A 25,120-nucleotide genomic window follows, 5' to 3' on the forward strand; every position below is an offset into this window, starting at 1 on the left:
GCGCAGCCACAACAGTTCAGACCCGGCGGAACTCCACCGTCCGGCTGACCTCGTCGGCCTTGACGAGTTCCACGACCACGCGGTCGCCGGGCCGGAGATCACCCGCGCACCGCGCCACGACCGGTGGATCGGCCAGAAAGATCTGGGCCGGCCGTCGCTCGGTGGCGCCGGACATCACCACCGCCTCGAAGCGCTCACCCACCCGTTCCCGGAGGATGACGGCCTCGGCGAGGTCGATGCTCGCCCGATCCGCGGTGGCGCCGAGCGTGTCGGCGGACCGCAAGATCTTGGGAAGTGTCGGCAACGCACGCTGCACCCAATCCGGTACCGGCGTACCAGCGGTGACCCCCAGGCACACCTCGGTGGCGAACCGGTCGCCCAGGCGACGCAGGGGCGCGGTGACATGTGCGTAGAGACCACCGATGGCCGAATGCCGCATGAGTGCGTCGTCGACGCGATCGGCTTCACCGGCCCCGGTGAGCGCGAGATAATTGGCGCCCCGCATCAGGCCCCCGGCGGCCGACTGCAGGGCCAGCGTGCTCGGCTCGTCACCCGGCAGGCCCGCCAGGAACCGTCCCACCGACAGCCCGTCCGGCCAGTGCACGCCGAGCGCCCGGGTGGCGGCGCGCAGGTCCTCGACCGCGTCGTCCTCGGCCGGCGGCAGTGTGCGCAGCAGCCCCACACCGGCCTCGGCCATCAACGTGCCCGCGCACATCCCGGCCAGCAGCGACACCTGCGCGTTCCACATGTCGGCGGGTGTGTGCGCCTCGAGATCGAGCCGCCACCCGTCGTCGGTTCGGGTGACCGTCTGATCGGGCAGGTCGAGTTCGACCGCGCCCCGCTCCAGCGCGACCTCGTGCCGGAGTTCGCCGAACGCGGGCAGAGCCGCGATGGACGGATGCAACCGGCCTGCGGTCGCATCGGCCGAGACGCCGGCGTAGTCGAGGCGCGCGACGGACCGGATTCGGGATCGTCGCACCCGCACATCGGCCACCGATCCGTCTCCGTCCACCCGGATCGTCCACAGCACACACAGCCTGACCTGTTCGGGCAGAAGAGAACCCGCGCCCTCGGACAGTTCGCGAGGATGCAGCGGGACCGAGCCGTCCGGAAAGTACACGGTGGTGCCGCGTCGTCGGCTCTCCTGGTCGAGGGCGCCCTCCGGGGTGATCAGGGCCGCGACGTCGGCGATCGCGTAGTCGACGACGAACCCGCCCCCGTCTGCGGTGATGTGCAACGCCTGGTCGAGGTCTCGCGAGGTCGGCGGGTCGATCGTGACGAACGGCAATTCGGTGTGGTCCTCGCGGACATCGGCGTACCGGTCGGCGCCCGCGGCGCCGGATTCGATCAGTTCCGCGGTGGCCCGTGCTTCGGCGAGGGCATCCTCGCCGTACTCCTCGTCGACGCCCAGTTCGGTGCGTATACCGGCGAAGTCGATGTCGGGGGCCGAGAGAATGCGCTTCACTCCCCCAACCCTAGAGAGCACGACGACCCGGGTGGGGCGCGACGCGCGCCGATGGGCACGGCATCGACCGGACGAGAGAGGCGAACGAGTCGGCACGTAAGCCGGATCCTGTACCCGCACGGTCGTGAGACCGATACGGGTGGCGACCATCCATCTGGGCACACCGTCGCCGGGTACCTCGAGCGGCCCACCCGCGGGCTGGGGCGAGCAGCCCTCGTGACGCCCGCGCACACGCACCGCGAGGTGCGTGCTTCGGCCTTGCTCCGGGTGGGGTTTACCTAGCCGGCACGGTCACCCGTGCCGCTGGTGCGCTCTTACCGCACCGTTTCACCCTTACCTGCCTTGCGGCCGGCGGTCTGTTCTCTGTGGCACTGTCCCGCGGGTCACCCCGGGTTGCCGTTGACAACCACCCTGCTCTGCGGAGTCCGGACTTTCCTCGATGCGCGGCGTGGCGGGAAACCGCCCGTTCCGCGCACCGCGGCCGCCCGGCCGACTCGTTCGCGCACTCAGGATACGCCCGGGACTATGAGTCGACGGCACCGGTGTTCTGACACCGGACTGCGACGGTCAGACGCGCCAGTGTGCGGCGTCGTTGACGAGCCGGACCACGGACCCGCCGTCGTCGAAGTACTCGGCGATCGACACCGAAGCGAGGTCGAGGTGCAGCCGGAACAACAGTTCGGGTCCGACGCCGAGTGCATCCTGCAACATCGTCTTGATGGGGGTGACGTGCGAGACCAGCACCACCGTCTGCCCCGGATACCTGTCCAGCAGTTCGGCTTTCGTCTGCGCGATGCGCTCGGCGACCTGCGCGAAGCTCTCCCCACCCGGTGCCGGCACGGTGACGTCGGACAGCCAGGAGCGGTGCAGCTCCGGGTCACGCGCGGACGCCTCGGTGAACGTCAGGCCTTCCCAGTCGCCGAAGTCGTTCTCGATCAGCCCGGCGTGTTCGACGACCTCGATCCCGGTCAGCGCGCCGACCTCCTCGGCGGTGGCGCGCGCACGACGCAACGGCGAGGTCACGATCGCGGCGATCCCGTCCTCACGCACGACGCGCTCCGCGGCCGCGCGGGCCTGGCGTCGGCCCTCGTCGGTGAGTTCGGGATTGCCGCGACCGGAGTAGCGTCGTCCGACCGACAGCGCGGTCTGTCCGTGCCGCAGCAGGATGAACCGCGTCGGCTCCCCGCGCCGTCCCTGCCACGACGGCGCCTTCGCCGCCGAATCGCCTTCGGGCACAGACCCTTCGGCCGTTGCCGTCATGGATCTAGATTCCGGACTCGACAGTGCGCACCAGGATCGCGCCGCACTCTTCGCATCGGATGACCTCGTCGGACTGCGCCGCACCGATGGCCGCGATGGTCCCGCGGTCGAGTTCCATCCGGCACGCTCCGCACCGGCGGGCCCGCAACAGGCCGGCACCGATGCGGCCTCCGGCACGCTGCTTCTCGTACACCGCGAGCAGCGGCGCATCGATCTCGGCCTCGAGGGACTCCCGGCGCTCCCGGGCACGCGACAGGTCCTCGTCGATGGACTCCAGCGACCGGTCTCGCCGGACCCGCGCCTCGGCGACCTTCTCCTCGAGGTGGCCGATGGTCGCCGCCGCGCGGGTGCGTTCGGACTCGACGGCCTCCTGCTGCTCCATCAGCGACAGCATCTCGTCCTCCAGCACGGCCCGCCGACGACCCAGCCCGGCGAGCTCGTGTTGCAACTCCGACAAGGCTTTCGGCGCCAGGCCACCGCCGGTCAACAGAGCCGAGTCCTTGGCTTCGCGGTTGGCCATACCGGTCACCTCGGAGTCGATCCGGCGGTACTCGCGGCCCAGGTCCTCCGCGGCGATCTCCGCGCGCACCAGGTCGTCACGCGCGGCGTCGATCGCGGCATTGTGCTCGGCGATCTCGGCGTCCTCCGGCAGGGTCTTGCGGCGATGGACGAGACGGTTGATCTCGGCATCGGAGTCCGCGAGATCGAGCAGCAGTCGCTGCACGGCGGCGTCGACTTTCATTGCGGTCTCCTCTTCGGCGAAAGTCCCCCTACCGTACGCGGGAGGTGCGGGAGAGTCGGCGGCGGCTCGGTGTCGGTGACTCAGCCCGCACTGTGCAGCGCGAACGGATCGGTCGGGGCCTCGAACACACTCACCGGCGTGCCCAATTCGGCCTCCAGAAGCGCCCCGACCTGAGCGCACCACGGGAACTCGGTCGCCCAGTGCCCGGCGTCGACCACTGCCGGCCCGCCGTCGCGGAGGCTCTCGTCGACCGGATGATGCCGCAGGTCGGCGGTCAGATAGACGTCGACGCCGAGACCGCGGACACGTCCGAGCAGGGAATCCCCGGCCCCGCCGCACACCGCAACGGTCCGCACCAGCACATCCGGGTCACCCGCGGCGCGGACGCCGGTCGGAGTGCGCAGGACCCGGGCGGCCCGGTCGACGAAGTCGCGCAGGGTCATCGGTTCCTCGAGCGACCCGACCCGGCCCAGCCCGACGTCGCTGCTGAGGTCGGCCAGCTCGAACACGTCGAAGGCCGGTTCCTCGTAGGGGTGCGCGTTGCGCAGGGCGCGCAGGACACCGGCGCGCAGCCCTCGTGCCGCGACCATCTCGACCCGCGCCTCGTCGACATGCGTGCGCATCCCGATCTCGCCGATGGTCGGCGACGCGTCCTCACCGGCCTCGAACTGTCCGGTACCGACGACCGTCCAGGAGCAGTCCCGGTAGTCGCCGATCGCCCCCGCGCCCGCGGCGAACATCGCCTCACTCACCTGCTCGACGTTTCCCTCCGGCACCATGACGACCCATTTGTCCATCGCTGCAACCGGTTTCGGCTCGATGGGGACGGTGCCGCGCAGTCCGAGACGGTCGGCGAGCGCGTCGGAGACGCCGGGCCGTGCACTGTCGGCGTTGGTGTGTGCGCACAGCAGCGCGATCCCGTTGCGGATCAGCCGATGAACGATCCGTCCCTTGGGGGTGTCGGCGGACACCGAGGTGACGCCGCGCAGCAGCAGCGGGTGGTGGGCGACGACGATCCCGGCGCCGGCCTCGACCGCGGCGTCGACCACCGCATCGGTCACGTCCACGCACACCAGCACACCGCGCGCGGAGTCGGCGGGGTCGCCGCACACCAGACCGACCGAGTCCCACGATTCGGCGAGGGCGGGCGGATAGGCACGCTCGACCACGTCGACGACGTCGCCGACCGTCACGGACGCGTCAGCGCGGGGTTCCGACTTCACTGTCGATCTCCTCTCGGACCAGCTCGATCGCGCGCGTGAGCGCCCGAACCTGCGGAAGCCGACGGACGGCGAGACGAAGGTGCGAATCACCGAGACCGACGAAGTTGGCGCAGCTGCGCACCGCGAAACCGTGGCGGATCAGACGATGTTTCACCTCGGTGGCGTCGCGCATCTCGACCAGGACGAACGGCGCCGCGGGCTCGGCCGCCACGCGGAGCCCGACGCGCGTGAGTTCGTCCACCATGTCGGCGCGCTCCTCGGCGACCGTCCGCGCGGTCTCGGCGCAGTATCGCTGTCCCTGCTCCTCGACGCACGCGGTCAGCGCGGCGAGCGCCGGGGTCGACACCGCCCACGGTCGGCGCCCGGCGCGCAGCCGGTCGAGCAGGCCGACCGGTCCGAGCAGGTAGCCCGCACGCAAACCGGCCAGTCCGAATGTTTTTGTCACGCTTCGGATCACGAGCAGATCGGGCCAGTCCGCGGAGGCGAGGGACTGCGGTTCGGGCGTTGCGTCGGCGCTCAGCGTGAGGTCGGCGAAGGCCTCGTCGACGACGATGATCCGGCCCGGGCGGCGCAACGCGGCAACGGCCTCGACCGGATGCAGCACCGAGGTCGGATTCGTGGGGTTGCCCAGGATCACCAGGTCGGCATCGTCCGGCACGGTCGCGGCGGTCCCGATCCCGTCCGGTGCGTGCAGGTGCCAGGGTTCGGTCAGCACCACCTGCGAGATCGGGATGCCGGCGGCTCGCAGCACGATCTCCGGTTCGGTGAACGACGGCTGGATCAGCGCCGCATGCCGAGACCCCAGCCGCGGCAGCATCTCGAATCCGTCAGCGGCTCCGGAGAGCAGCAACACCTCCTCGGGGCGGCGGTCGTGTGCCGCGGCGATCGCGTCGACGGCGCGTCGCTCCTGCGCCCCGGTCGGATACCGCGCGAGGTCGTCGAGTCCCGACCGGATGGCGTCCAGCACGAATGCGGGCGGCGTACCACGGACATTCACCGCGAAGTCGACGAGTCCCGGGGCGGCGTCCTGGTCACCGTGGCGTTCCGGGTCGGTGAGATCGGCGCGCGGAGGGTGCGTCTGGGCGGGCCCCGCACCGGCGTGACCGGCGCGTGTCGGCCCATCGGACGCGGACGGACGCGAGGGCCCGGTCTCGACATCGAGCGCGTCGTACCCAGCTGTCATGTGTTCAGACCTTACGTGCACGATGGAGAGGTGACGACGACGCCGGATCCACGCCACCCCGAGACCGTCCTACTCGTCGACCTCGACGGCACGGTGACCGACAGTTTCGCAGGTATCGAGAACAGCTTTCGGCACGCGCTCGCCACGGTCGGAGCACCCGAGCCCGACCCGCGCCTCGTGGCTGGGATCGCCGGCCCGCCGATGATCGACACGCTCAATGCGCTGGGGCTCTCGTCCGAGGTGGCCGACAAGGCGATGCGCGCGTACCGAGAGAGATACACCGAGGTCGGCTGGCTGGAGAACTCGGTGTTCGACGGGATGGGCGAATTGCTCGCCGATCTGGCCGCCGCGGGCCGCACGTTGGCGATCGCCACGTCGAAGAACCAGACCACCGCGCGCCGGATCCTCGAGCACTTCGGTCTCGCCGACCACTTCCGCTACATCGCCGGTGCCAGCGACGACGGCACCCGCCGCGAGAAATCGGACGTGATCGCCTCTGCGCTGGAAGAACTCCGGATACCGACTGACCCACAGACCGGGCACGTCACCGGTCCGGTCGTGATGATCGGCGATCGCAGCCATGATGTGCTGGGCGCAGCGGCATTCGGCATCCCAGCGATTCTCGTGCGTTGGGGTTACGCTCTGGGCGGGGAGGAACAGGGCGCGACCTGGGCAGTCGGGTCCGTGGCCGAACTGCGCGACGTCCTGGGTGCGTGATCCGCACCCCGAATCCCGGCTGACGGCGAATCGACTTGTGAGGTAGCAGTGGCTGACGAACTTCACATCTGCTTCGTGTGCACGGGCAACATCTGCCGGTCACCGATGGCGCAGAACATCTTCCGGACCGCACTCGACGACGCCGGGCTCGGCGGCAAGGTGCGTGTGTCCAGCGGCGGGACGAGCAGCTATCACGTCGGCGAACCGGCCGACAACCGCGCGCGGACCGAGCTGGTCGCGCACGGCTACTCCGACGCCCATGTCGCCGCCCTGCTCGGACCCGAGCATTTCGACGCCGACCTCCTGCTCGCCATGGACGAGGGCCACGTGCGCGAACTCGAACGCAAGCGGCTCGGCGACCGCACACGGCTGCTGCGCTCGTTCGACCCCTCCGCTCCCGCCGACGACCTCGATCTCGCCGACCCCTACTACGGCACCACCGAGGACTTCGTGGTGACGCGCGAACAGATCGAGAGTTCGATGCCGGGTCTCATCGACTGGGTACGCGGCGAACTCGGGGTGTCCTGAGCTCGATCCGCACGACACGCGCTGGGCCCGACGGGCGAACGGTGAGCCGCCCTGCTCCCTGAGCTGAGGTGCGAGGAGCGAGCCCCCACCCCGCTCCCTGAGGAGCGAGCTTGCGAGCGTCACGAAGGGTTTCGCAGCCCCGGTCGCCAGACCCTTCGTGACGCACCCTCCGCAAGCTCCGGGCGCTCCTCAGGGAGCAATGGGGTCGCTCCTCGCACCTCAGGGAGCAGGGCGTTGTGGTGCTTTCAGCCGATATGACAGCCTCAGGCCGCCGGGGCCACCAGGTTGTGCACGAAGCGGATCTTCGTCAGCACCTTCTCGGGCAACACGAACGGATAGAGGTCCGGGTGACCCATCGACCGGTTGATCTGGTTGAGCGCCCACGTCAGCGGTAGCCACTCGTCGAGGAGGCGATCGAAGCCGACATCGCCCGGCGGCACACCCTCGAAAGTCGCTCCGGCGGGCGCCATCGCGAACGCCGCCGCGGTGTCGAGGGTGTCGCGGATGTGCAGGTAGTGCGCGAACGTCTCGGCGAAGTCCTCGGCCGGGTGCATCGTCGCGTAGGACGACACGTAGTCCTGTTGCCAGCCCTCGGGGGCGCCCTCGCTGTAGTGGCGGTCGAGAGCCGCTTGATAGTCGTCGTCGGGGTTGCCGAACAGCTCCTCGAAGCCCGGACGACGGTCGTCGGTGATGAGGACCAACTGGTAATAGTGACCGATCTCATGCCGGAAGTGCCCGAGGACGGTGCGATACGGCTCGGCGAGTTCGACGCGCATCTGTTCCCGGTGCACGTCGTCGCCCTCGGCGAGGTCGAGCGTGATGACCCCGTTCGCGTGGCCGGTGATCACCGACTGCTGCGCGCTGGAGAGGAGGTCGAAAGCCAGTCCGGACTGCGGGTTCTCATCCCGCGTCTCGATGGGCAGCCCCAACTCGTCGAGCTCCAGGATGAGACGACGCTTGGCGGTCTCGGTCTGGCCGAAGATGGGCAGCGCCTCGGTGTCGTCGTCACCGGGCCGGGTGCGGGTGAGTCGGCACGACTCGCACATGGTCGGCTTGCCGGTCCACTTCACCATCCAGTTACATTGCGCGACTTTGGTGTTGGCGCAGCGCTCGAGCAGCACGCCGTCCACCTCCGCGCGCGCCTTGTCGTCGAGGACGTGGATCGACCTGGTCTTCAGCCAGAAGCCGAGAGGGCTCCGGCAATTCAGGCACAGGCTGTTCTCGAAGGAGAGACGTTGACCGCAGTTCAAGCAGAGGAAGTCTCGCATTTCGACCAGGCTACCCCGCTCGGTAGCCTGGCGGTGTGCACGTACTGCGAACGATCCTTCGGCCCGGGTGGATTGCCCTCGGTGTCGTGGTCGCTGCGTTCGCGGTGGCCTGCTTCACCCTCCTCGCGCCCTGGCAGCTCGGCAAGAACTCCGACACCGAGCGCCGCAACGACCTGATCCGCACCGCCACGTCGATCGAGACGGCCCCACTGGCCGAGGTGGCGCCGTCGTCGGCCTTCGTGCCGTCCTCCGAGTGGCGGTCGGTCGCGGTGACCGGTCGTTATCTGACCGACCGGCAGGCCCTCGTGCGGCTCCGCAACATCGACCAACGTCCCGCGGTGGAAGTACTCACCCCGTTCGCGGTCAGCGGGTCCGATCGGGTGATCCTCGTCAACCGGGGGTACGTCCGACCCGTCGAGGGTGCGGTCCCCGACATCCCCGCGCCGCCGGCCGGCGAGCAGACCGTCGACGGCCGGATCCGCGCAGCCGAGAGTGTGAGCACGGATCGCGGCGCCCGCGTCGAGAACGGCGCACTGACCGTCGCGACCATCAACCCGGGCCTGGTCGCCGACGCGACCTCGACGCCGATGGACGACTTCTACCTCCAGCTCTCCCCCGACCAGCCGGGGTCACTCGGTGAGATCTCGCTCCCGCAGCTCGACACCGGCCCGTACCTGTCCTACGGCCTGCAGTGGCTCGCCTTCGGCGTGATGGCGCCCCTCGGCGTCGGATACTTCCTGTTCTCCGAGATCCGCGCCCGACGCCGTGCTGCCGCCGAGGCCTCGGCGTCCGCAAGCACGGCAGACGCCACCGCGCCCGGTACCGACTCCGACCCCTCGTCCGCCCCGGCGGCCGCTCCCGGTCCGGCCGCCGAATCGCGCGCTCAGCGCCGCCAGCACCGTCGCGACGAGCTCCGGGCAGCCGCCGGAACCACGATGACCCAGCAGGTCGGCGAGATCGGCCACGGGCCACGGACCGCCGACGAGTCCCGCGACGTTCGCGACAAACTCACCCGGCGGTACGGCGGCTGAGCCGGCGCAACGCGGCCGTCACCCCCGGTCGCGCCAGGGCGACGGCCGCACAGGTCAGCACGGTGGCCCGCTGCACCCGTCGCGACAGGGCGACCGCGGCGCGGAGATCCGCCGGGCCCGGCGCCGGTCCGGAACCCAGGGTCGGACGCACCTCGACGCCGTGCGGGTACACCGTCCGTCCGCCGAGCTGCACCCCGAGCGCACCCGCGAACCCGGCTTCGACGACGCCGGCATTCGGACTCGGGTGGGCACCGCTGTCGCGACGCCAGGCCGCGATCGTCCGGCGCGGAGCACCGCCGAGAATCACCAGCAACGAACCCGCCAGTCGCGCCGGCAGCAGGTTCGCGAGGTCGTCCAGGCGCGCGGCCGCCCAGCCGAAGTTGCGATAACGCCGGCTCCGGTAACCGACCATCGCATCGAGTGTGTTCACCGCCCGGTACCCGAGCACGCCGGGGACACCGGCAAGCGCCCCCCACACCAGCGGCCCGACCGTCGCATCCGAGGTGTTCTCCGCGATCGACTCCAGAGCCGCACGGCACAGACCCGCCTCGTCGAGCGACTCCGGGTCCCGGCCGCACAGGCTCGGGATGAGCGCGCGCGCGGCGTCGATGTCACCGGCCTCCAACGCCTCCGCGACCGCGTCGCCCACCCGGCACAGCGAGGTGCCACCCAGGGCGACCCACGTCGCCGCAGCGGTCACCGCGACACCGGCGACGCCCGTCGCGCGCCGATCCGGCACCGCCGCCAGGACCACCGTCGACCCCACCATCACCCCGACCAGACCCGCACCCGCTCTCCGCGAATCCCGGTAGAGGCGGCGCTCGACCGCGCTGGTCAGCCGACCGAACCCGGCCACCGGATGTCCACGAGACGGATCCCCGAACAGACCGTCGAGCACGAAACCGACCAGCATCCCCGCCGCGGTCACCGCACCGCGCCGGCGATCTGGACGCGGGCGATGAACACGCGGTGGTCTGGGCACCGCGCGATGGTATCGAGCCGGGCCGGTACACATTCAGCCCGCTCGCTCCGCTCCCGGCGCCACGACGATTCGGCCCGCTCGCTCCGCTCCCGGCGCCGGCTGGGACACTTGGCCCCCGTGGCCCGGACACACGCACAGCCAACACCCGGTCGGTACGACATCGACACGGGCGTCGCCGAGCTGAGCCCCGACACCATCGCGGGCGGCTGGCTGCTGACCATCAACGGAGCCCACAGCTCACACATCCACCCCGACGACCCCACCGCGCTCGACTTCGAATATCTGCGACAGATGGCCGCCGTCATCGAGGAACGCCACCCCGCCACCGAACGCCTCCGGGTCCTGCACCTCGGCGGTGCGGCGTGCGCACTGGCACGCCACCTCGACAATCGCTATCCCGACGCCCGCCAGGTGGCCGTCGAGATCGACGCCGAACTCGCACGCCTCGTACGCGAATTGTTCGACCTACCCCGAGCGCCGAAGCTGCGTATCCGCGTCGGCGACGCGCGCGAGGTCGTCGAGGCACTCCAACCCGGCACGCGCGACGTCGTGGTGCGGGACGCCTTCGCCGGCGATCGCACCCCGCGACATCTGACGACCACCGAGTTCACCGAACGCGTCCGCGACGTCCTCACCCCCGGTGGTCTGTACCTCGCCAACTGCGGCGACAGCCGGGACCTCGCCGGTGCCCGCGCCGAGGCCGCGACCGTCGGAGCGGTGTTCGATCATCTCGCGCTCATCGCCGACGCCGCGATGTTCAAGGGTCGACGCACGGGCAACATCGTGATCGCGGGCAGCGATGCCCCGCTCGACCCGTCGGCAACGCTGATCCGCACCCTGCTCAGCGATCCGCTGCCGGCCCAGATCCTCTCCGGAGGTCGAGCGCGGGAGTTCGCCCGCGGCGAGGCGCTCGTCGACGAGGCGTGAACAGCGGGACGCCGAGGCGCGCTGCACGTCGATCTCGGTGAATGGATAGGGTTTACTCGATCCCGACGCCGAGGAACCGAGGATGACGTGAGCGATCCATCGTCGCGGGCGGGGACGACGCTGGGCCCGTACCGCATCGACAGACTTCTGGGTCGCGGCGGCATGGGCGAGGTGTACGAGGCCTTCGACACCGTCCGCGAACGCCGGGTCGCATTGAAACTCCTTCCCCCACATCTGGTGCACGACAAGGATTTCCGCGAACGATTCGAGCGCGAGTCGAAGACCGCGGCGAAACTCTCCGACCCGCACGTCATCCCGATCCACGACTGGGGCGAGAAGGACGGCGTCCTGTTCATCGACATGCGACTCGTCGACGGACAAGACCTGCGCGCACTGCTCTCCTCCGGTCCACTGCCCGCTCCCCGCGCGATCTCGATCCTCGGTCAGGTCGCGTCCGCGCTGGACGCCGCACACCGCGGCGGCCTCGTCCATCGAGACATCAAGCCCGACAACATCCTCGTCGACTCCGACGACTTCGCCTACCTCGTCGACTTCGGGATCGCGCAGGGAACCACCGACAGCCGGCTCACCCAGATCGGGACGGCGCTCGGGACACTCGCGTACATGGCGCCGGAGCGTTTCGGTGACGATCCCGCCGGGCCGAGCTCGGACAACTACGCACTCGCCTGCGTGCTCTACGAGTGTGTGACAGGTCGGCCGCCGTACCCGGCGAAGACCGACCAGGGTCTGATGGCCGCGCACATCACCAAGGAACCGCCGACGATGGGTGGTCCGCTCGACCCGGTGATCGCACGCGGACTCGCCAAAGACCCCGCCCAGCGCTACCCCACGGCGCGCGAACTGATCCGGGCCGCGTCGACCGCGCTCACCGAGCCGCCCGCCCCGTCAGCGCCGCCGACGGTGACACCCCGCATCGTGACACCCCCGCCGATGGCCCCACCAACGATGACACCGCCAAAGTACGCACCGGGCGGGTCCGGCTCGGGCGCCCCCGCGACGCCCGGCGGTCCGGTCCCCTCGGATCGGACGATCATCTCGCCCGGCACGCCCCCACCGGGCCCGGCCGGCGCCGCGCGAGGCTTCTTCTCGCCGCCCGGGAGTCCGGGCCCACCGAGACCTTCCGACCCACCGAGACCATCGGGCCCACAACGACACTCGGGCCCCCAGCCGTTCCCTGGCCCCCAGCCGTTCTCCGGTCCCCAACAGTTCTCCGGTCCCCAGCGATCCCCTGCCGGCCCGTACTTCTCGGGCCCGAATCCCTATGGCGGTGCGCCGACACCCACGCCGCACAAGTCGAACACCGGACGGAATGTCGCCATCGCGGTGGGAGTCGGGCTGGTGGTGATCGTGCTGGCGGTCACCGGGATCGTGGTCGTCCTGGCCGGTTCCGGCGGCGACGACGACACGGCCACCCCGGACACGTCGACCAGCGCGATGCCGGCGGGCACCGTGACGTGCGACTACCCCCAGCGCACGGCCGTGGGCGGAATCACCGAGCCCGCACCGGCCGCGACCCAGCCGAACACCGGAACGGTCGAGGCGCAGATCCCCATCGCGGGCCAGGGCACGATCGATCTGACGCTCGACCGCGCGGAGGCGCCCTGCAACGTCGGGGCGGTGGTCTCGTTGATCAAGTCCGGTTTCTACGACAACAGCAAATGTCACCGCGCTTCGCGGCAGTACCTCATCTGCGGTTCCTCCGGCGGCCGGGAGGGAACCAATCCGGGGTGGACCAGCCCGGACGAGCTGCCCGAGAACCTGCCGTCGGCCGGCACCGACGACGACGGGGTACCGCAGGTCACCTATCCGCGCGGCTCCGTCGGCATCCTCGACCTACCCGACGACGAGGGCGCAACCGGATCGACCACGTTCTTCTTGCTCGCCGACGACACCCGACTCCCCCTGACCTACTCGATCGCCGGCACCATCGACCCGTCCGGGCTGGCCGTCCTCGACAAGGTCCTGGCGGGCGGCTTCACCCCGACCCGCCCCGGTGCCGCGTCGGGCCCGCCGAACCAGAACCTGCTGATCCAGAAGGCCACCGTCAGCGAATAACGCGCGAGCACACCGTGATCCGGTTGCGGTTTGTCCCGGAAACGGTGGGTGTCAACCTGTGTTGAGTCACTAGTTTGTGTTTAGTGCGATCTGGTTGTGTTCGTGGTGCAGGTTGATGCCGACGCGGCTGCGCGGGCGGTGCACGCTGGGACGACGATGGCGGAACCGGTCGGGGTTGTGCGCGTAGTAGGTGTTGAGTGTTGAGGTGCGCACGCTGTGGTGCCTCCGCCAGTTGCCGTCGTGGACTGATTGTGGAGTGAACAAGGCCAGTCCACGGTGGTGGTGCTCGCGGTTGAACCAGTCGACGTAGGACTCGACCCAGTCCCGAGCGCTGTGGATGTCGTCGAAAGTGGTCGGATATGACGGCCGGTGTTTCATGGTGCGGAACTCGGATTCCTTGTACGGGTTGTCATTCGATACTCGTGGACGGCTGTACGACATGGTCACGTTCATCGCCGCACACAGCTGGGCCAGTCGCGCTGACCGCATGACCGACCCGTTGTCGGAATGGATGACGCGCGGAACCTGATCGGTGTCGAATGCTGCAGCAAACAAGCCCGCCGTGATGTCTTCGTCCTCGCGAGGTGCCACGCAGGACGCGATGATCTTGCGCGAGTACAGATCCTGGATCGAGTACGCCTTGTAGCGCTGCCCGACGTAGGTGCCGTTGAGGTCGGTGATATCCCACATCCACACCTGTCCGGGGGCGGTGGCCGCCACGACCGGCACCTGCCGTGGGGAACGTGTGCGCAGGCGTGGCGAGGCAGGGCGGGTGGACTGATCGATCCGGTTGGCAATGCGATACCAGGTGCGCGGCGACGCCAAGTACCGGCCCGAATCCCAGGTGCGGGCGAAGGTATCGAGCACCGACTGCCCCTGGGACCAGCCGGCCCGGATCAACTCGCTGATCGTCGCGACGTCGGCGGAGTTGAGTCGGCTGGGATAGGCCCGGTCTCGTTGGGCGATCGGATGTGACACCGCAGGTCGTGGCCGGCGACGGTAGTGAAACGATCCGCGCGATACCCCAGCGATCGTCAACGCCGACCGCTGGGAATACCCCGAGGCTGTGAGTTCGGCGATCAGGCCGAACCTTATTTCTCGCAGGTGGGATCGTCCGGTGTCGTCCCGGGCTCTTGCGAGTCCAACTCGCGCAAGAGCCCGATAGCTTTTCCCAACGCGGCATTACCGCCTTGCAGGGTCTCGATCTGCCGATGTAACCGTTCGAGTTCGTCGGCATGAGCACGCTGTTGAGCTTCTAATTGTTTCTCGGCTTCGATCGCCCGTCGGATCGCGTCCGGGCGGGTCACCGAGTCACGCGGCACCAGCCCGCGTGCCAGAACACCGGCCAGATAGGCCTGGCGCCATCGGTGTAGCTGATATTTACTGATCGACCTGGCTTTCAGCCACGGCCCCTTCTGCCCCTGTCGAAGAGTCATGTACTCCTCCACAAGAGCTTCGATCTCCTCGACCGTGTAACCCGGTGACATGCTCACAGTGTGCTCCTCCCCATCAGGAGTGACTCACATCCAGAGTGGCAACCACCGGAAAGGCCTGGCGCCATCGGTGTAGCTGATATTTACTGATCGACCTGGCTTTCAGCCACGGCCCCTTCTGCCCCTGTCGAAGAGTCATGTACTCCTCCACAAGAGCTTCGATCTCCTCGACCGTGTAACCCGGTGACATGCTCACAGTGTGCTCCTCCCCATCAGGAGTGACTCACATCCAGAGTGGCAACCACCGATACCGGGACAAAGCGCAACCGGAACTTCGAGACCAGCCGGCTGGACCGCGGCGTGACGATCTCGACGGGCCGCCGATCAGATCACGTAGTTCATCCGACTCAGGATCGCTTGTCCCAGAGCCTGATCGCCGTGCAGTTCCACAGCGGACGGGTCCGCGTCGCGCCGACCACCGGCGAACCGCGCCAAGTTGGTCGCGTCCAGCCGGATACGCACATCGGCTGCGTCGTCGCCGCCGTCGAACTCGTCGACGATGCCCGCCCGGCCCCCGACGGCGATCCGTACCGTTCGCGGGGACAGCCCGGTGATGTCGAAGAGCACGGTGCTGCCCTTCGGCGCATCGGCCCGCTTGCCGACGACGAACGGGAGCGACGCGGCGAGCTCGTCCAGTGCGAACGACGCCGGCGCCGGATCGGCGACCGCGGAACGGTCGGTGCCGTCACGCAGGTCGATCTCGTGCACCCAGCAGTCGAAGATGCGGATTCGCATGAAGCGACCGTAGGTCTCGGGTCCCGCGGGCGTCATCGCCTCGGCGTCGAAGTCCGCCTGCGACATCGCTTTCAGCGCCGCGGTGCGCACGCCGACGATCTCGTCGAGGGCGGCGACCACCTCGGCACGCGGCTTCGGACGGTAGTGGTCGACCCACTTCTCGTTGAACTCGCCGATCGGATTGCGGACGTGATCGAGGGCGCTGACCGTGCGGGTGGCCTCGACATCACGACCCTCGAGCATGCTCTCGGTGCCGACGATGTGGGCGACGATGTCGGCGTTGGTCCAACCGGGCAGGACCGACGGCGATGACCACGCGTCGTCATCGAGCGCGCGGGCGAGCTCACCGAGCGCACCCCACTGGGCGATCAGCGCCCCGGTCACCTCGCCGATCGGAAGGATCGTCGTCCCCATCGTCACTCCTCGGGTCCGTGCCGGCGAAAACGTCGCCGACGGCTCACTCGGGACAACCGTATCGGGGACCGCTCCGCGGATCCCGGAACCCGCCGAACGGGCGACATCGCGCGGTGTCGGCGTCGGTGAACGACCACGGCCCCCTACGCTTGTCCGCGTGTCAGCATCCCTACGCGCCGGCGACCGGCTCGGTCCCTACCTCATCGAGGGCTTGATCGGCCGGGGCGGAATGGGTGAGGTGTACCGCGCCACCGACACCCGCAAGGATCGGGTCGTCGCCCTGAAACTGCTCGGCCCCCAGGTCGCCGACGATCCCGCCTTCCGCGACCGGTTCCATCGCGAATCACGCGTCGCAGCCCGCCTCAACGATCCACACGTCATCCCGATCCACGACTGGGGCGAGATCGACGGGCGGTTGTTCATCGACATGCGCCTGGTCGACGGTCGCGACCTGCGCACGCTGCTTCTCCAAGACGGTCCCCTCCCGGCCGAACGCGCGCTTCGGATCGTCGGCCAGATCGGTGACGCCCTCGACGCGGCACATCGTTCCGGGCTGGTCCACCGCGACGTCAAACCCGACAACATCCTCGTCGACGATCGCGACTTCGCGTACCTCGTGGATTTCGGCCTCGCGCAGGCGGACACGGATACCCGGTTCACGAGCACCGGCACCGCAGTCGGTTCGTTCGGGTACATGGCGCCGGAACGCTTCGGCGACGGCGTCGTGGGAGCGCCCGCGGACATCTACGCGCTGGCATGCGTGCTCTTCGAATGCCTCTCCGGCACACACCCGTTCGCCTCGGCGACCACCATCGAGCGGCTCATCGCCGCTCATCTCACCGCCCCGCCGCCGCGGCTCGGCGCGGCCGTCGACGAGGTCATCGCCCGCGGAATGGCGAAAGATCCCGGGCAACGGCAGCATTCGTCTGCCGAATTGGTCGCCGACGCAGGCGCGGCCCTGCGCTCGGAGCCTCTCGGCGGCGCCCCGACGATCATTCCGGGCGGACCCCCGCCCGCCGTGCCCGTCGCTCCGACCGTGTCCACACCCGGTGGACCGCCCGGTCCGGGCACGCCGTGGGATGCCACCAGAGCCGCGGCGTGGACCGCACCGCCCCGACGGCGATCACCTCTGATCCCGATCATCGTGGCCACGGTCGTCGTACTGCTGATCTGCGCCGGGATCGTCGCGTGGGCGATCGCCACGACCCAACAGGACCAGCCGGCCGGCACCGCCGGTGATGCCGCGCCGTTGTCGACCACCGCCGACGCCACGCTCCCGTCGACGTCGGCCTCGACTGCAACCGGCCCGAGCCCCGGACCGCCATCGGAACCGGGTCCGTCGTCGCAACCCGGCCCCGGGCCATCGGCGGGCGTCCCGCGCACGATCGTCCCCGGCGATCTCGGTCTCACCGTGCCGATGACCCGGCCGGCGTGCGACGGAACGGGAATCGTCGTGGTCGCCAACGCGATCGCACCCGGGAACTACCCCGGCGAGGTGCAGTCCTACCTGAACCGATACCCGGGAGCTAGTTACCTCCGCACCGACCAGTCGTGTCCGTCGCTGAAGCAGGTGAGCGACGTGGGCACCCCGATCTACGCGGTCTACTACGTCGCCGGCCCGACGCTCGACGACATCTGCACGCTGCGCAACCGGATCGGCGGCGCCGCGTATGGCAAATGGCTCGACTACACCACCGACCCGGCATCGCTGATCACCTGCTGACCTTCGGCCGCCCCGGTGTGACGCCGCGCCGAACAAGGACCGAAACTGTCCGCATCATCGGGCACGATGTGATGCATGTTGGAAACCTCCGCGCGGTTGCTGGCGTTGCTGTCACTGCTGCAGACACGACGGGAGTGGTCGGGCCGAGAACTCGCCGAGAGGCTCGACATCACCACCCGCACCGTGCGCCGCGACGTCGACAAGCTGCGCGAACTGGGTTATCCGGTGGACGCCAACGTCGGCTCGCGCGGCGGTTATCGACTGGGCGCCGGTGCGGAGATGCCCCCACTGCTGCTCGACGACCAGGAGGTCCTCGCGGTCGCCCTGGGGCTCGACGCGGTGACAACCGGCGCGGTGGCCGACATGGCCGAGGCGTCGGCGGGGGCACTTGCGAAGCTCCGGCAGGTCATGCCGTCGCGGCTGCGCCACCGGCTCGACGCCCTGCGGATCGAGGCCGTGCCCCGCACCGCACCGGCGAGCGCGGTGTCCGCCGACCGCCTCACCGAGATCGCGACCGCGTGCCACCGCAACGAGCGCCTGCGGTTCGACTACCGGCGCAACGACGGCGAGGAGAGTCGGCGCGAGATCGAACCCTACCGGCTCGTCCGCAACGGAAATCGTTGGTACCTAGTCGGTTTCGACGTGCAGCGCGTGGCCTGGCGATCGTTCCGCGTCGACCGGATGGAACCTAAGGTCCCGACCGGACCGCGTTTCACCCCGCGCGAACCACCCGAGGGCGGCGCCGCGGCGTTCGTGCTCCGCGGTCTCGGTTCGGTGTACCGGCGGGCCACCGCGCGGGTGCGCATCCACGCCCCGCTCGACGAGGTCTCGGCGATGGTCCACGAGTCGTGGGGGGCCCTCGAGTCCGGCGACGAACACAGCTGCGAGGTCACCCTCTACAGCACGTCGCTGACATCGATCGCGCGCTGGATGTACGCCTTCGGAGCGGACTTCACCGTCATCGAACCGGTCGAGCTCCGTGCCGAGTTGGTGGCGGCTGCGGAGTACCACGACCAGGTCGCCGAGCGGTATCGTCGGGCGGTCGACGCGCAGCCGTGACCGCGGTCACACCTCGTGATCTCGCCGTGACACCGGCACCGTGTCTGTCACATGCGAGCCCGTAGGCCGACCCATTCCGTCGAATGTCTCTACCGTCGGTGTCATGCGACTTCTCATCACTGGCGCCACGGGGTACGTCGGTTCCCGATTGGTGTGCGCACTGCTCAAACAGGGACACGACGTGGTCGTCACCTCGCGGGACACCCGCAAGCTCGCCACGTTCGGCTGGTCGTCCCAGGTCAGCATGGTGACCATGGACGCCGACGACCCGGCTTCGGTCAGAGAGGCGATGTCGGACGCGGGGCAGATCGACGCGATCTACTACCTCGTCCACGCCATCGGCCAGGGCGATTTCGCCAACGGCGACCGTGACGCGGCGCGCAACGTGGCCGAGGCGGCCCGCGACTCCGGAGTCGGCCGCATCATCTACCTCGGTGGTTTCGTGCCGTCGGACGACAAGCTGTCGACCCATCTGCAGAGCCGGGCCGACGTCGCCGAGGGGCTCGTCGTCGACGGCGGGCCCGAACTCGTGTGGTTGCGTGCCGCCGTCATCATCGGCGCCGGCTCGACGTCGTTCGAGATCATCCGGTACATGGCCGACCGGCTGCCGGTGATTCCCGAGCCCGGCTGGATCACCAACGAGATGGACCCCATCTCCATCCGCGATGCCGTCCATTACCTGACCGCGGCGTGCGACTCGTCCGTTCTGCCCGCCGGGGACTACGACATCTCCGGCCCCGACAGTGCGCGCTACATCTCGATCCTGCACGAGTACGTGTCGGCGATCCGGATGCCGAGGCTGCGGCTGCCGGTCTTCGGGATCTCGACCCGCCTTGCCGGACGGGTGGGTGGCATGCTCGTGCCGGTCCCCACGTCGCTCACCGAAGAGCTCGTCACCTCGCTCGACCACCCGATGACGGCGTCCGAGCATCGAATCCGCGATCTCGTCCCGCCACCGGCGGGCGGTCTGACGCCGATGCGCGAAGCCATTCACGCCTCGGTACGGTCGCCGTATCCGCGATCGGTGTGCGACCTCGACGACCTGCATCACCTCGCGGACACGGACCCGGCCTGGGCCGGCGGCGATTGGCTGCGGGTCAAGCGCAGCGTCGTCGAGACGATCGGCACGTCCCTCGGAGTGGCGGCCAAGGTCGTCGGGGTCCTCCGCCCGCCGCGCCCCGATGTAGCGTCGTGACCGGTAACCGTTGATCGACCGATTCCCTGACCGATCGAACTAGGTGGTGATGTGCTGGTGACCTCACTGGCGCGCGACCTGTACGAGTCCGTCGCCGCGGACCGAGACCCCGATCCCGGCGCCCACTACGTCCGACGACGCTGGCTGGTCGGCGTCTTCCTCGTCATCGGCGCCGTCGTGCTGGGCGTGTCGCTGCGTGTCGAACCGGGCGACGCGGCGTTCTACCCGTTGACGCTCGCGCTGGCGGCGGTCTGGATCGTCGGCGCGTTTCTGTCCGGCCCGCTGCGGCTCGGTGCCTTCAGCCCCACGCCCTCACGCCCGCCCGGACGCGTCGGCGCGATCGGGCTGGGTGTCGTCGTGGGCGTGGCGGTGGGCGGGGCGTTCCTGGTCGGCGGTCTCGTCGCCAGGATGATCCCCGGCGTCAGCGACCTGGCCAATCAGGTACTCGCCTTCGCCGATTACGGCAGCCTCGCCGTGGTCACCGCGATCACGATGATCAATGGCCTGGCCGAGGAACTGTTCTTCCGCGGCTCGGTCTATTCGGCGGCACGTCCGCACAACCCGATCCTCGTGTCGACGGTGATCTACGTGCTGGTCACCATGGCCAGCGGCAATGTGATGCTCGGCTTCGCCGGCGCGGTGCTCGGCACCGTGTGCGCGATCCTCCGACGCAGCACCGCAGGCATCCTCGCACCCGCGATCACTCACGTCATCTGGGGCGCCGTCATGGTCCTGGCCCTCCCGCCCGTCTTCGCCTGACCCCCTGCTCCCTGAGGTGCGAGGAGCGCAAGCGACGCCCCCTGCTCCCTGAGGTGCGAGGAGCGCAAGCGACGAGCCTCGAAGGGCCGGCGACCCGAGCCTCCGCCCCGGGACACAGCCCGGTTTGGGCGATCGGCGCCGAACCGACTAAATTCGTGTGCGCAGCGCCACGAATGTCGACGCGGCACGCGCGTATAGCTCAGCGGTAGAGCTCTGGTCTTACACACCAGCGGTCAGGGGTTCGAATCCCTTTGCGCGCACCACCCCGATCCCATAGCCCCAACCCGCGCCCAGCGCGACTTCGAGCTATGAAATCGCTAGCGGCTGAGCCACTCCCGCGTGTACACGTCCTGCCAACGCACCGAGATGTTGCGACGGGCGGCGGCGCTGCTCTCGGCGCCGAGAGTCTCGATCAGAACCTCGTCGACGATGTCGCGCACGTCGTCGGACAGCGCGGGGAGGTCGTCGGCGTAGCGGGCGATGAGGCCGACGCGCACGCCGTCGACGGTGTCGCCGGCTCCGTCCACCGACACGAAGACCGTCAGTCGTCCGAGTTCGCGTCGGGTGCGGACGGCGATCAGTTGTTTGACGACGCGGTCGCTGGTGGTGATGCGCAGCCCGTCGGTGGCCAGGGTTCGCGCCGGCCGCCGGATGCGCTGCAGGCTCCCCGAAATGGAGGTGATCAGGCGGTCGACGTCGCTCGCGGGCTCGTCGGCCAGCCGCTGCGTGGCCTCGACCAGCCAGGCGTCGGCGATGTCGGCGGTCTCGGCGTCGCGGATGTGCTTGTCAGGCACCGGCCTCGCCTCCCTCCGCGTTGCCGACGATCGTCGTGGCCGTCGGTGTGGTTGTCGGTTTACCAGGGTTCCACGGTGCCAAACGGGTCAACAGGAACTTCCGGCTGCGTTGGAGGTGTCCGCGCACCGAGCCCGTTGTGATGCGCAGCACCTGTCCGATTTCCTCGAGCGTAAGCCCCTCGACTTCCTTGAGCCACCACGCGGCGCGCGACGTCGCGGGCAGATTGTCCAATTCGGCGCGCAGGGCGTCGATCAGCAGACTCCGCTCCGCCATGTCGGAGGGCAACGGTCCAGCGGCCTCGAGTTCGGCGAACCGCTCGTCGTCGAACGGGACGTCGCGCCTGCGCCGATGGTGATCGGCCGCCTTCCGGTGCGCGATGGTGAACATCCAGGTCCGAAAGCTGCTTCGGAATGCGAAGTCGGGCAATCCTTTCCACGCATCGAGCAATGTCTCCTGGGTGAGGTCCTCGGCAGTCTGCTGACCGTCGACCATCCGCAGCATGTACCGCAGCAGACCCGGCGTCACCCGTCGGACGAGCACATCGAATGCCTCGGTGTCGCCGACAGCGGCCGCGCCCGCGAGTTCGTCATCGCCGAGCTCGGACAGGTCGAGCGACTGTCTGTGAGCCGAATCACTGGGTCCCATGCGTGCAACTCCCCCCGTCCGTCCCGACTGACCTTACAGACGGATCGTGAACAGCCTTTGCGATAGCGCATCATCCGAAGGCGGTCCGTCTACGAAGAAGACACGACGACCGAAGGAGTTCGACATGTCCGCAAGCGCCACCCCGACCAAGGACGCCACGAAGGACGACGCGGCCGGCCTCGACGGGTCGACCACCGGCGCCACCGACGCCGCCGCGGGTCGCGCCCTCGCCCGCCGTGATTCGTCGGGCGATCGGGGACGCACCTCCATCGCCGACATCGTCGTCGCGAAGGTCGCCGGCATCGCCGCGCGGGAGATCGACGGCGTCCACGATCTGGGCGGCACCACCGAACGGGTGGTCGGCCGGGTTCGCGACGTCCTGCCGGGCACGACGGTGAGTACCACCCAGGGCATCGAGGTCGAGGTCGGCGAGCGCCAGGCCGCCGTCGATGTCTCCATCGTGGCCGAGTACGGCGTCGCGATCCATCAACTGGCAGCAGCCATCCGACGCAACGTGATCACCGCGATCGAGCAGATGACCGGTCTCGAGGTCACCGAGGTCAATGTCACCGTGCACGACATCGCGTTCGGCGACGACGAGCAGGAATCGAACACCACCCCGCGGGTCCAGTGATGACGTCGGACCTCCCGGCGGCGCGGACGGATGACGGCGGCTCACTGGCAGATCGCCTCGCCGCCGCCGTGCTCGCCGTCCCGGGCGTGCACGACCTGCACAGCGGTCTGTTCGGGGAGATCGCCACCTACCTACCCGGACATCGGGTCTCGGGCGTGTCCCTCGCCGACGACAGCGGTGAGGTCCACATCGTGGTCGACGCCGCGCACGACTTGCAGGGCGTCGCCGCACAGGTCCGCGACATCGCCGAAACGCTCGCCGCGAGACCGATCTCGGTGACCGTGGCCGACATCAGCGTCAGCTCGAAGCCGAGTCCGCATGAAGGAGAAGCGAAATGAACAACGCAGTGGTGGGTCTGTTCGTCGGCCTGCTCCTCGCACTGGCCGCCGTCGCCGGTGGACTGGCGGGCTTCCTGCTGGCCGTTGTGCTCGGCGCCGCGGGACTCGTCCTGGGTCTCAACCGTGACGGCGCCATCGACCTGGGTGCCCTCCTGCGGAGCCGGGGTCGTGGCTGAGCACACCGGCGGGCCGGTGACGGGTGGCGCCCCCTCCGGGGACGACTCGCCGCCCGGGACACTCACCGTCGCCGACCGCGTCCTCGAGAAGATCGCGGCCCGGGCGGCCCTCGACATCCCGGGCGTCGTCCGCCATCGCGGCGGCGTCGGCTCGGTCCTGGGGGCGATCGGTGAGAGGTCCGCCCTACCCGACGCGACCGTCCATGCGGGCGGCACCAGAATCACGCTGTCCCTCGCCCTCGAGTGGCCGTGTGCAGTCGCCGAGGTGTCCCGTCGCACGCGCGATCACGTCGCCGCGGAGGTCGAACGCCTCGCCGGGGTCGCACCGACACGCGTCGACGTGACCGTGTCCACATTCGAGCCACGACAGGCGATCCGGCGACGCCAACGGGGTTACGTCGACCTGCCACCGGTCGGCGACGACCCACACACCGACGACCTACACACCGAGGCCCCGCGCACGGACCGCGTGCCGTCGGGCACGCCGGACCCGCTGGGCCCGCAGCACGACACCGCGACGCTCACCTCGACCATCAGCACCAACCTGGGGGTACGACGATGACGCAGACCGCACTCGAACCGGATACCGCACGTATGGACAGCGGGCGGAACACCGATTCGGAACACGTCTTCCCGCCCGCGGCCCTTCCGGGAGCCGCGATCGCCGGCGCCGCACTCGGGCTCGGGTTCATCGCGCTCGGCGCGGTGGCCGTGCGCGACATCGCCGTCCGCGCGAACTGGCTCGACGGACGCGAGTGGTCGGTCACCGCCGCCGAATGGATCTCGGACCTGCAGTGGCAGAACTGGATGTGGCCCGCCGCGGTCGGAGCCATCGTGCTGGGTCTGATCCTGTTGTGGGTCGCGGTCAAACCACGGCGCAGGACACATCTCGCCCTCGCCGGCGGCGACGGGATGTGGACCCGCCCCGGGGACGTCGCGCGGCGGTGCAGTGCTGCCGTCTCCGACCTACCTGGCGTACTCGACGCCGACACGGTGGTGACCCGGCGAAAGATCCGGTGCACGGTGTCGGTCCGGCCACAGGGTGTCGACCGCCAGCTGATCGAAGACACCGTCGCTCACACGGCCGCCGAAGTGCGGTCGTCCCCCAAGGTCGTCGTGCGGTTGCGCGTGCAAGGAACGAGGAGCGTCCGATGAATCGTCTTCCCGCCATCGCACATCGACTGTCGGTCGGACTCGTGGCCGTGCTTCTCATCGTCGTCGGTGCGGCGGCCATGGCATGGCGGGTCGGCATCGAGCCGGTGGCCGGATGGGTGGAACGTCTCGACGAGCGCGCCGCTCTCGATGCGGCACAGGCGTCCTGGTGGATCTGGGCGCTGGCCGGTCTCACCGTGATCGCGGTCGGCTGGGGTCTGCTGTTGCTGGCCACCAACATCAGGCCACGCGCCGTCGACGACGCCGTGCTCGACGGTTCCGATCAGACCGGAACGCTCACCGTCGCACCGAAACTGATCGCGAACGCGGCCGCGGCGGAACTGGCCGGCAACCCGTTGTTCCAGAAAGCGACCGCGAAGGCGATCGACGACCGGTCGCGCAGCATCATCCGGCTCGAGGTGTCGGCGAGGCCGACCCGGCGCTTCGACGAGGTCACCGCACCGGTCGCCGACACAGTCACCGCGATCCGGACCGCGTTGGGTGACTCCGGAGTACACGTGCAGGCCTTCGTCCACCTCGATCGGTGAACAGGCAGACACCCGCACCGACCGACGACCTCACCCGAGGTTGTCGTCGAAC

General features: G+C 69.4%; 27 protein-coding genes, 1 tRNA gene and 1 other RNA gene. 16 read left to right on the top strand and 13 right to left on the bottom strand.

The features are described 5' to 3' along the window. Positions 1-16: 16 nt before the first annotated feature. The 6 genes from KTR9_RS16695 to cobC all read right to left on the bottom strand — a co-directional run bounded on the left by KTR9_RS16695 (position 17) and on the right by cobC (position 5,873). Positions 17-1,465 carry an RNB domain-containing ribonuclease gene (locus tag KTR9_RS16695; RefSeq protein ID WP_014927352.1) on the bottom strand — a complete coding sequence of 483 codons (1,449 nt, stop codon included), beginning with the start codon at positions 1,463-1,465 and terminating at the stop codon, positions 17-19. 81 nt (positions 1,466-1,546) lie between these two features. Beyond that, positions 1,547-1,962, bottom strand: an RNA gene (gene rnpB / locus KTR9_RS26615) — RNase P RNA component class A. Between the two features lie 70 nt (positions 1,963-2,032). Then, complete coding sequence (locus KTR9_RS16700) at positions 2,033-2,725, bottom strand: histidine phosphatase family protein (protein WP_010841152.1); 693 nt, start codon at positions 2,723-2,725, stop codon at positions 2,033-2,035. A 4-nt stretch (positions 2,726-2,729) separates the two neighbouring features. Beyond that, on the bottom strand, positions 2,730-3,467 hold the full coding sequence (locus KTR9_RS16705; protein ID WP_014927354.1) for a zinc ribbon domain-containing protein: 738 nt from the start codon (positions 3,465-3,467) through the stop codon (positions 2,730-2,732). 80 nt (positions 3,468-3,547) lie between these two features. Then, positions 3,548-4,690, bottom strand: a complete 1,143-nt coding sequence (locus KTR9_RS16710) for a Nif3-like dinuclear metal center hexameric protein (RefSeq protein WP_044506937.1) — start codon at positions 4,688-4,690, stop codon at positions 3,548-3,550. Then, entirely contained in the window at positions 4,668-5,873 is a 1,206-nt protein-coding gene (gene cobC / locus KTR9_RS16715) for an Rv2231c family pyridoxal phosphate-dependent protein CobC (RefSeq protein WP_014927356.1), read from the bottom strand. The genes KTR9_RS16710 and cobC overlap by 23 nt, the downstream gene beginning before the upstream one ends. A gap of 30 nt (positions 5,874-5,903) precedes the next feature. Between cobC and KTR9_RS16720 the strand changes: the two genes are divergently transcribed. Together KTR9_RS16720 and KTR9_RS16725 are read left to right on the top strand one after the other, a co-directional pair. Then, positions 5,904-6,590, top strand: coding sequence for an HAD hydrolase-like protein (locus KTR9_RS16720; RefSeq protein WP_014927357.1), 687 nt, complete (start codon positions 5,904-5,906; stop codon positions 6,588-6,590). A gap of 48 nt (positions 6,591-6,638) precedes the next feature. Continuing rightward, positions 6,639-7,118, top strand: a complete 480-nt coding sequence (locus KTR9_RS16725) for a low molecular weight protein-tyrosine-phosphatase (protein WP_010841157.1) — start codon at positions 6,639-6,641, stop codon at positions 7,116-7,118. 263 nt (positions 7,119-7,381) lie between these two features. On the opposite strand, the gene KTR9_RS16730 is transcribed toward KTR9_RS16725, so the two are convergent. Continuing rightward, positions 7,382-8,386, bottom strand: a complete 1,005-nt coding sequence (locus KTR9_RS16730) for a zinc-binding metallopeptidase family protein (protein ID WP_014927358.1) — start codon at positions 8,384-8,386, stop codon at positions 7,382-7,384. A 35-nt stretch (positions 8,387-8,421) separates the two neighbouring features. On the opposite strand from KTR9_RS16730, the gene KTR9_RS16735 reads away from it, so the two are divergent. Next, complete coding sequence (locus KTR9_RS16735) at positions 8,422-9,417, top strand: SURF1 family cytochrome oxidase biogenesis protein (protein WP_014927359.1); 996 nt, start codon at positions 8,422-8,424, stop codon at positions 9,415-9,417. Here KTR9_RS16735 and KTR9_RS16740 read toward each other — a convergent pair. Further along, positions 9,395-10,432, bottom strand: a complete 1,038-nt coding sequence (locus KTR9_RS16740) for a cobalamin biosynthesis protein (RefSeq protein WP_044506938.1) — start codon at positions 10,430-10,432, stop codon at positions 9,395-9,397. The two genes, KTR9_RS16735 and KTR9_RS16740, sit on opposite strands and share 23 nt — an antisense overlap. Positions 10,433-10,516: 84 nt before the next feature. Between KTR9_RS16740 and KTR9_RS16745 the strand changes: the two genes are divergently transcribed. Together KTR9_RS16745 and KTR9_RS16750 are read left to right on the top strand one after the other, a co-directional pair. After that, positions 10,517-11,326, top strand: coding sequence for a spermidine synthase (locus KTR9_RS16745; RefSeq protein WP_014927361.1), 810 nt, complete (start codon positions 10,517-10,519; stop codon positions 11,324-11,326). A gap of 87 nt (positions 11,327-11,413) precedes the next feature. Beyond that, complete coding sequence (locus KTR9_RS16750; RefSeq protein WP_014927362.1) at positions 11,414-13,402, top strand: protein kinase domain-containing protein; 1,989 nt, start codon at positions 11,414-11,416, stop codon at positions 13,400-13,402. A gap of 69 nt (positions 13,403-13,471) precedes the next feature. Here KTR9_RS16750 and KTR9_RS16755 read toward each other — a convergent pair whose 3' ends face one another. The 3 genes from KTR9_RS16755 to KTR9_RS16765 all read right to left on the bottom strand — a co-directional run bounded on the left by KTR9_RS16755 (position 13,472) and on the right by KTR9_RS16765 (position 16,044). Next, entirely contained in the window at positions 13,472-14,380 is a 909-nt protein-coding gene (locus KTR9_RS16755; protein ID WP_148281207.1) for a DDE-type integrase/transposase/recombinase, read from the bottom strand. 113 nt (positions 14,381-14,493) lie between these two features. Next, positions 14,494-14,889 carry a hypothetical protein gene (locus tag KTR9_RS16760; protein ID WP_044508031.1) on the bottom strand — a complete coding sequence of 132 codons (396 nt, stop codon included), beginning with the start codon at positions 14,887-14,889 and terminating at the stop codon, positions 14,494-14,496. A 330-nt stretch (positions 14,890-15,219) separates the two neighbouring features. After that, positions 15,220-16,044 carry a maleylpyruvate isomerase family mycothiol-dependent enzyme gene (locus tag KTR9_RS16765; RefSeq protein ID WP_014927366.1) on the bottom strand — a complete coding sequence of 275 codons (825 nt, stop codon included), beginning with the start codon at positions 16,042-16,044 and terminating at the stop codon, positions 15,220-15,222. A gap of 157 nt (positions 16,045-16,201) precedes the next feature. On the opposite strand from KTR9_RS16765, the gene KTR9_RS16770 reads away from it, so the two are divergent. The 5 genes from KTR9_RS16770 to KTR9_RS16790 all read left to right on the top strand — a co-directional run bounded on the left by KTR9_RS16770 (position 16,202) and on the right by KTR9_RS16790 (position 21,043). Beyond that, positions 16,202-17,767, top strand: coding sequence for a serine/threonine-protein kinase (locus tag KTR9_RS16770; RefSeq protein ID WP_044506941.1), 1,566 nt, complete (start codon positions 16,202-16,204; stop codon positions 17,765-17,767). A gap of 75 nt (positions 17,768-17,842) precedes the next feature. Beyond that, complete coding sequence (locus KTR9_RS16775) at positions 17,843-18,826, top strand: helix-turn-helix transcriptional regulator (RefSeq protein ID WP_010841165.1); 984 nt, start codon at positions 17,843-17,845, stop codon at positions 18,824-18,826. Between the two features lie 103 nt (positions 18,827-18,929). After that, positions 18,930-20,021: an NAD(P)H-binding protein gene (locus KTR9_RS16780; protein ID WP_044506943.1), complete on the top strand. Its 1,092-nt coding sequence runs from the start codon at positions 18,930-18,932 to the stop codon at positions 20,019-20,021. A 51-nt stretch (positions 20,022-20,072) separates the two neighbouring features. Continuing rightward, positions 20,073-20,780 carry a type II CAAX endopeptidase family protein gene (locus KTR9_RS16785; protein WP_014927369.1) on the top strand — a complete coding sequence of 236 codons (708 nt, stop codon included), beginning with the start codon at positions 20,073-20,075 and terminating at the stop codon, positions 20,778-20,780. Positions 20,781-20,968: 188 nt separating this feature from the next. Continuing rightward, a tRNA-Val gene (locus KTR9_RS16790) sits at positions 20,969-21,043 on the top strand. A 54-nt stretch (positions 21,044-21,097) separates the two neighbouring features. Here KTR9_RS16790 and KTR9_RS16795 read toward each other — a convergent pair. Together KTR9_RS16795 and KTR9_RS16800 are read right to left on the bottom strand one after the other, a co-directional pair. After that, on the bottom strand, positions 21,098-21,574 hold the full coding sequence (locus tag KTR9_RS16795; protein ID WP_044506944.1) for a hypothetical protein: 477 nt from the start codon (positions 21,572-21,574) through the stop codon (positions 21,098-21,100). Then, positions 21,567-22,220 carry an RNA polymerase sigma factor gene (locus KTR9_RS16800; RefSeq protein WP_010841176.1) on the bottom strand — a complete coding sequence of 218 codons (654 nt, stop codon included), beginning with the start codon at positions 22,218-22,220 and terminating at the stop codon, positions 21,567-21,569. Before KTR9_RS16800 ends, KTR9_RS16795 begins: the two co-directional genes overlap by 8 nt. Positions 22,221-22,344: 124 nt before the next feature. Here KTR9_RS16800 and KTR9_RS16805 point away from each other — a divergent pair, with 124 nt between their 5' ends. From KTR9_RS16805 to KTR9_RS16830, 6 genes are read left to right on the top strand one after another with little or no spacing between them, the layout of a single operon-like run. Then, on the top strand, positions 22,345-22,854 hold the full coding sequence (locus KTR9_RS16805) for an Asp23/Gls24 family envelope stress response protein (protein ID WP_014927370.1): 510 nt from the start codon (positions 22,345-22,347) through the stop codon (positions 22,852-22,854). Next, positions 22,854-23,192, top strand: coding sequence for a hypothetical protein (locus KTR9_RS16810; RefSeq protein ID WP_044506946.1), 339 nt, complete (start codon positions 22,854-22,856; stop codon positions 23,190-23,192). The genes KTR9_RS16805 and KTR9_RS16810 overlap by 1 nt, the downstream gene beginning before the upstream one ends. Beyond that, positions 23,189-23,368 carry a hypothetical protein gene (locus KTR9_RS16815; protein ID WP_004022968.1) on the top strand — a complete coding sequence of 60 codons (180 nt, stop codon included), beginning with the start codon at positions 23,189-23,191 and terminating at the stop codon, positions 23,366-23,368. Before KTR9_RS16810 ends, KTR9_RS16815 begins: the two co-directional genes overlap by 4 nt. Further along, complete coding sequence (locus KTR9_RS16820) at positions 23,361-23,930, top strand: Asp23/Gls24 family envelope stress response protein (RefSeq protein ID WP_014927372.1); 570 nt, start codon at positions 23,361-23,363, stop codon at positions 23,928-23,930. The genes KTR9_RS16815 and KTR9_RS16820 overlap by 8 nt, the downstream gene beginning before the upstream one ends. After that, positions 23,927-24,523, top strand: a complete 597-nt coding sequence (locus tag KTR9_RS16825; RefSeq protein WP_014927373.1) for a DUF6286 domain-containing protein — start codon at positions 23,927-23,929, stop codon at positions 24,521-24,523. Before KTR9_RS16820 ends, KTR9_RS16825 begins: the two co-directional genes overlap by 4 nt. Further along, the gene (locus KTR9_RS16830; protein ID WP_014927374.1) at positions 24,520-25,068 is read left to right on the top strand and encodes a hypothetical protein; all 549 of its coding nucleotides are present in this window, start codon (positions 24,520-24,522) and stop codon (positions 25,066-25,068) included. The genes KTR9_RS16825 and KTR9_RS16830 overlap by 4 nt, the downstream gene beginning before the upstream one ends. The last annotated feature ends 52 nt before the right edge of the window (positions 25,069-25,120 follow it).

It is taken from the genome of Gordonia sp. KTR9, from assembly GCF_000143885.2.
Classification (GTDB): domain Bacteria; phylum Actinomycetota; class Actinomycetes; order Mycobacteriales; family Mycobacteriaceae; genus Gordonia.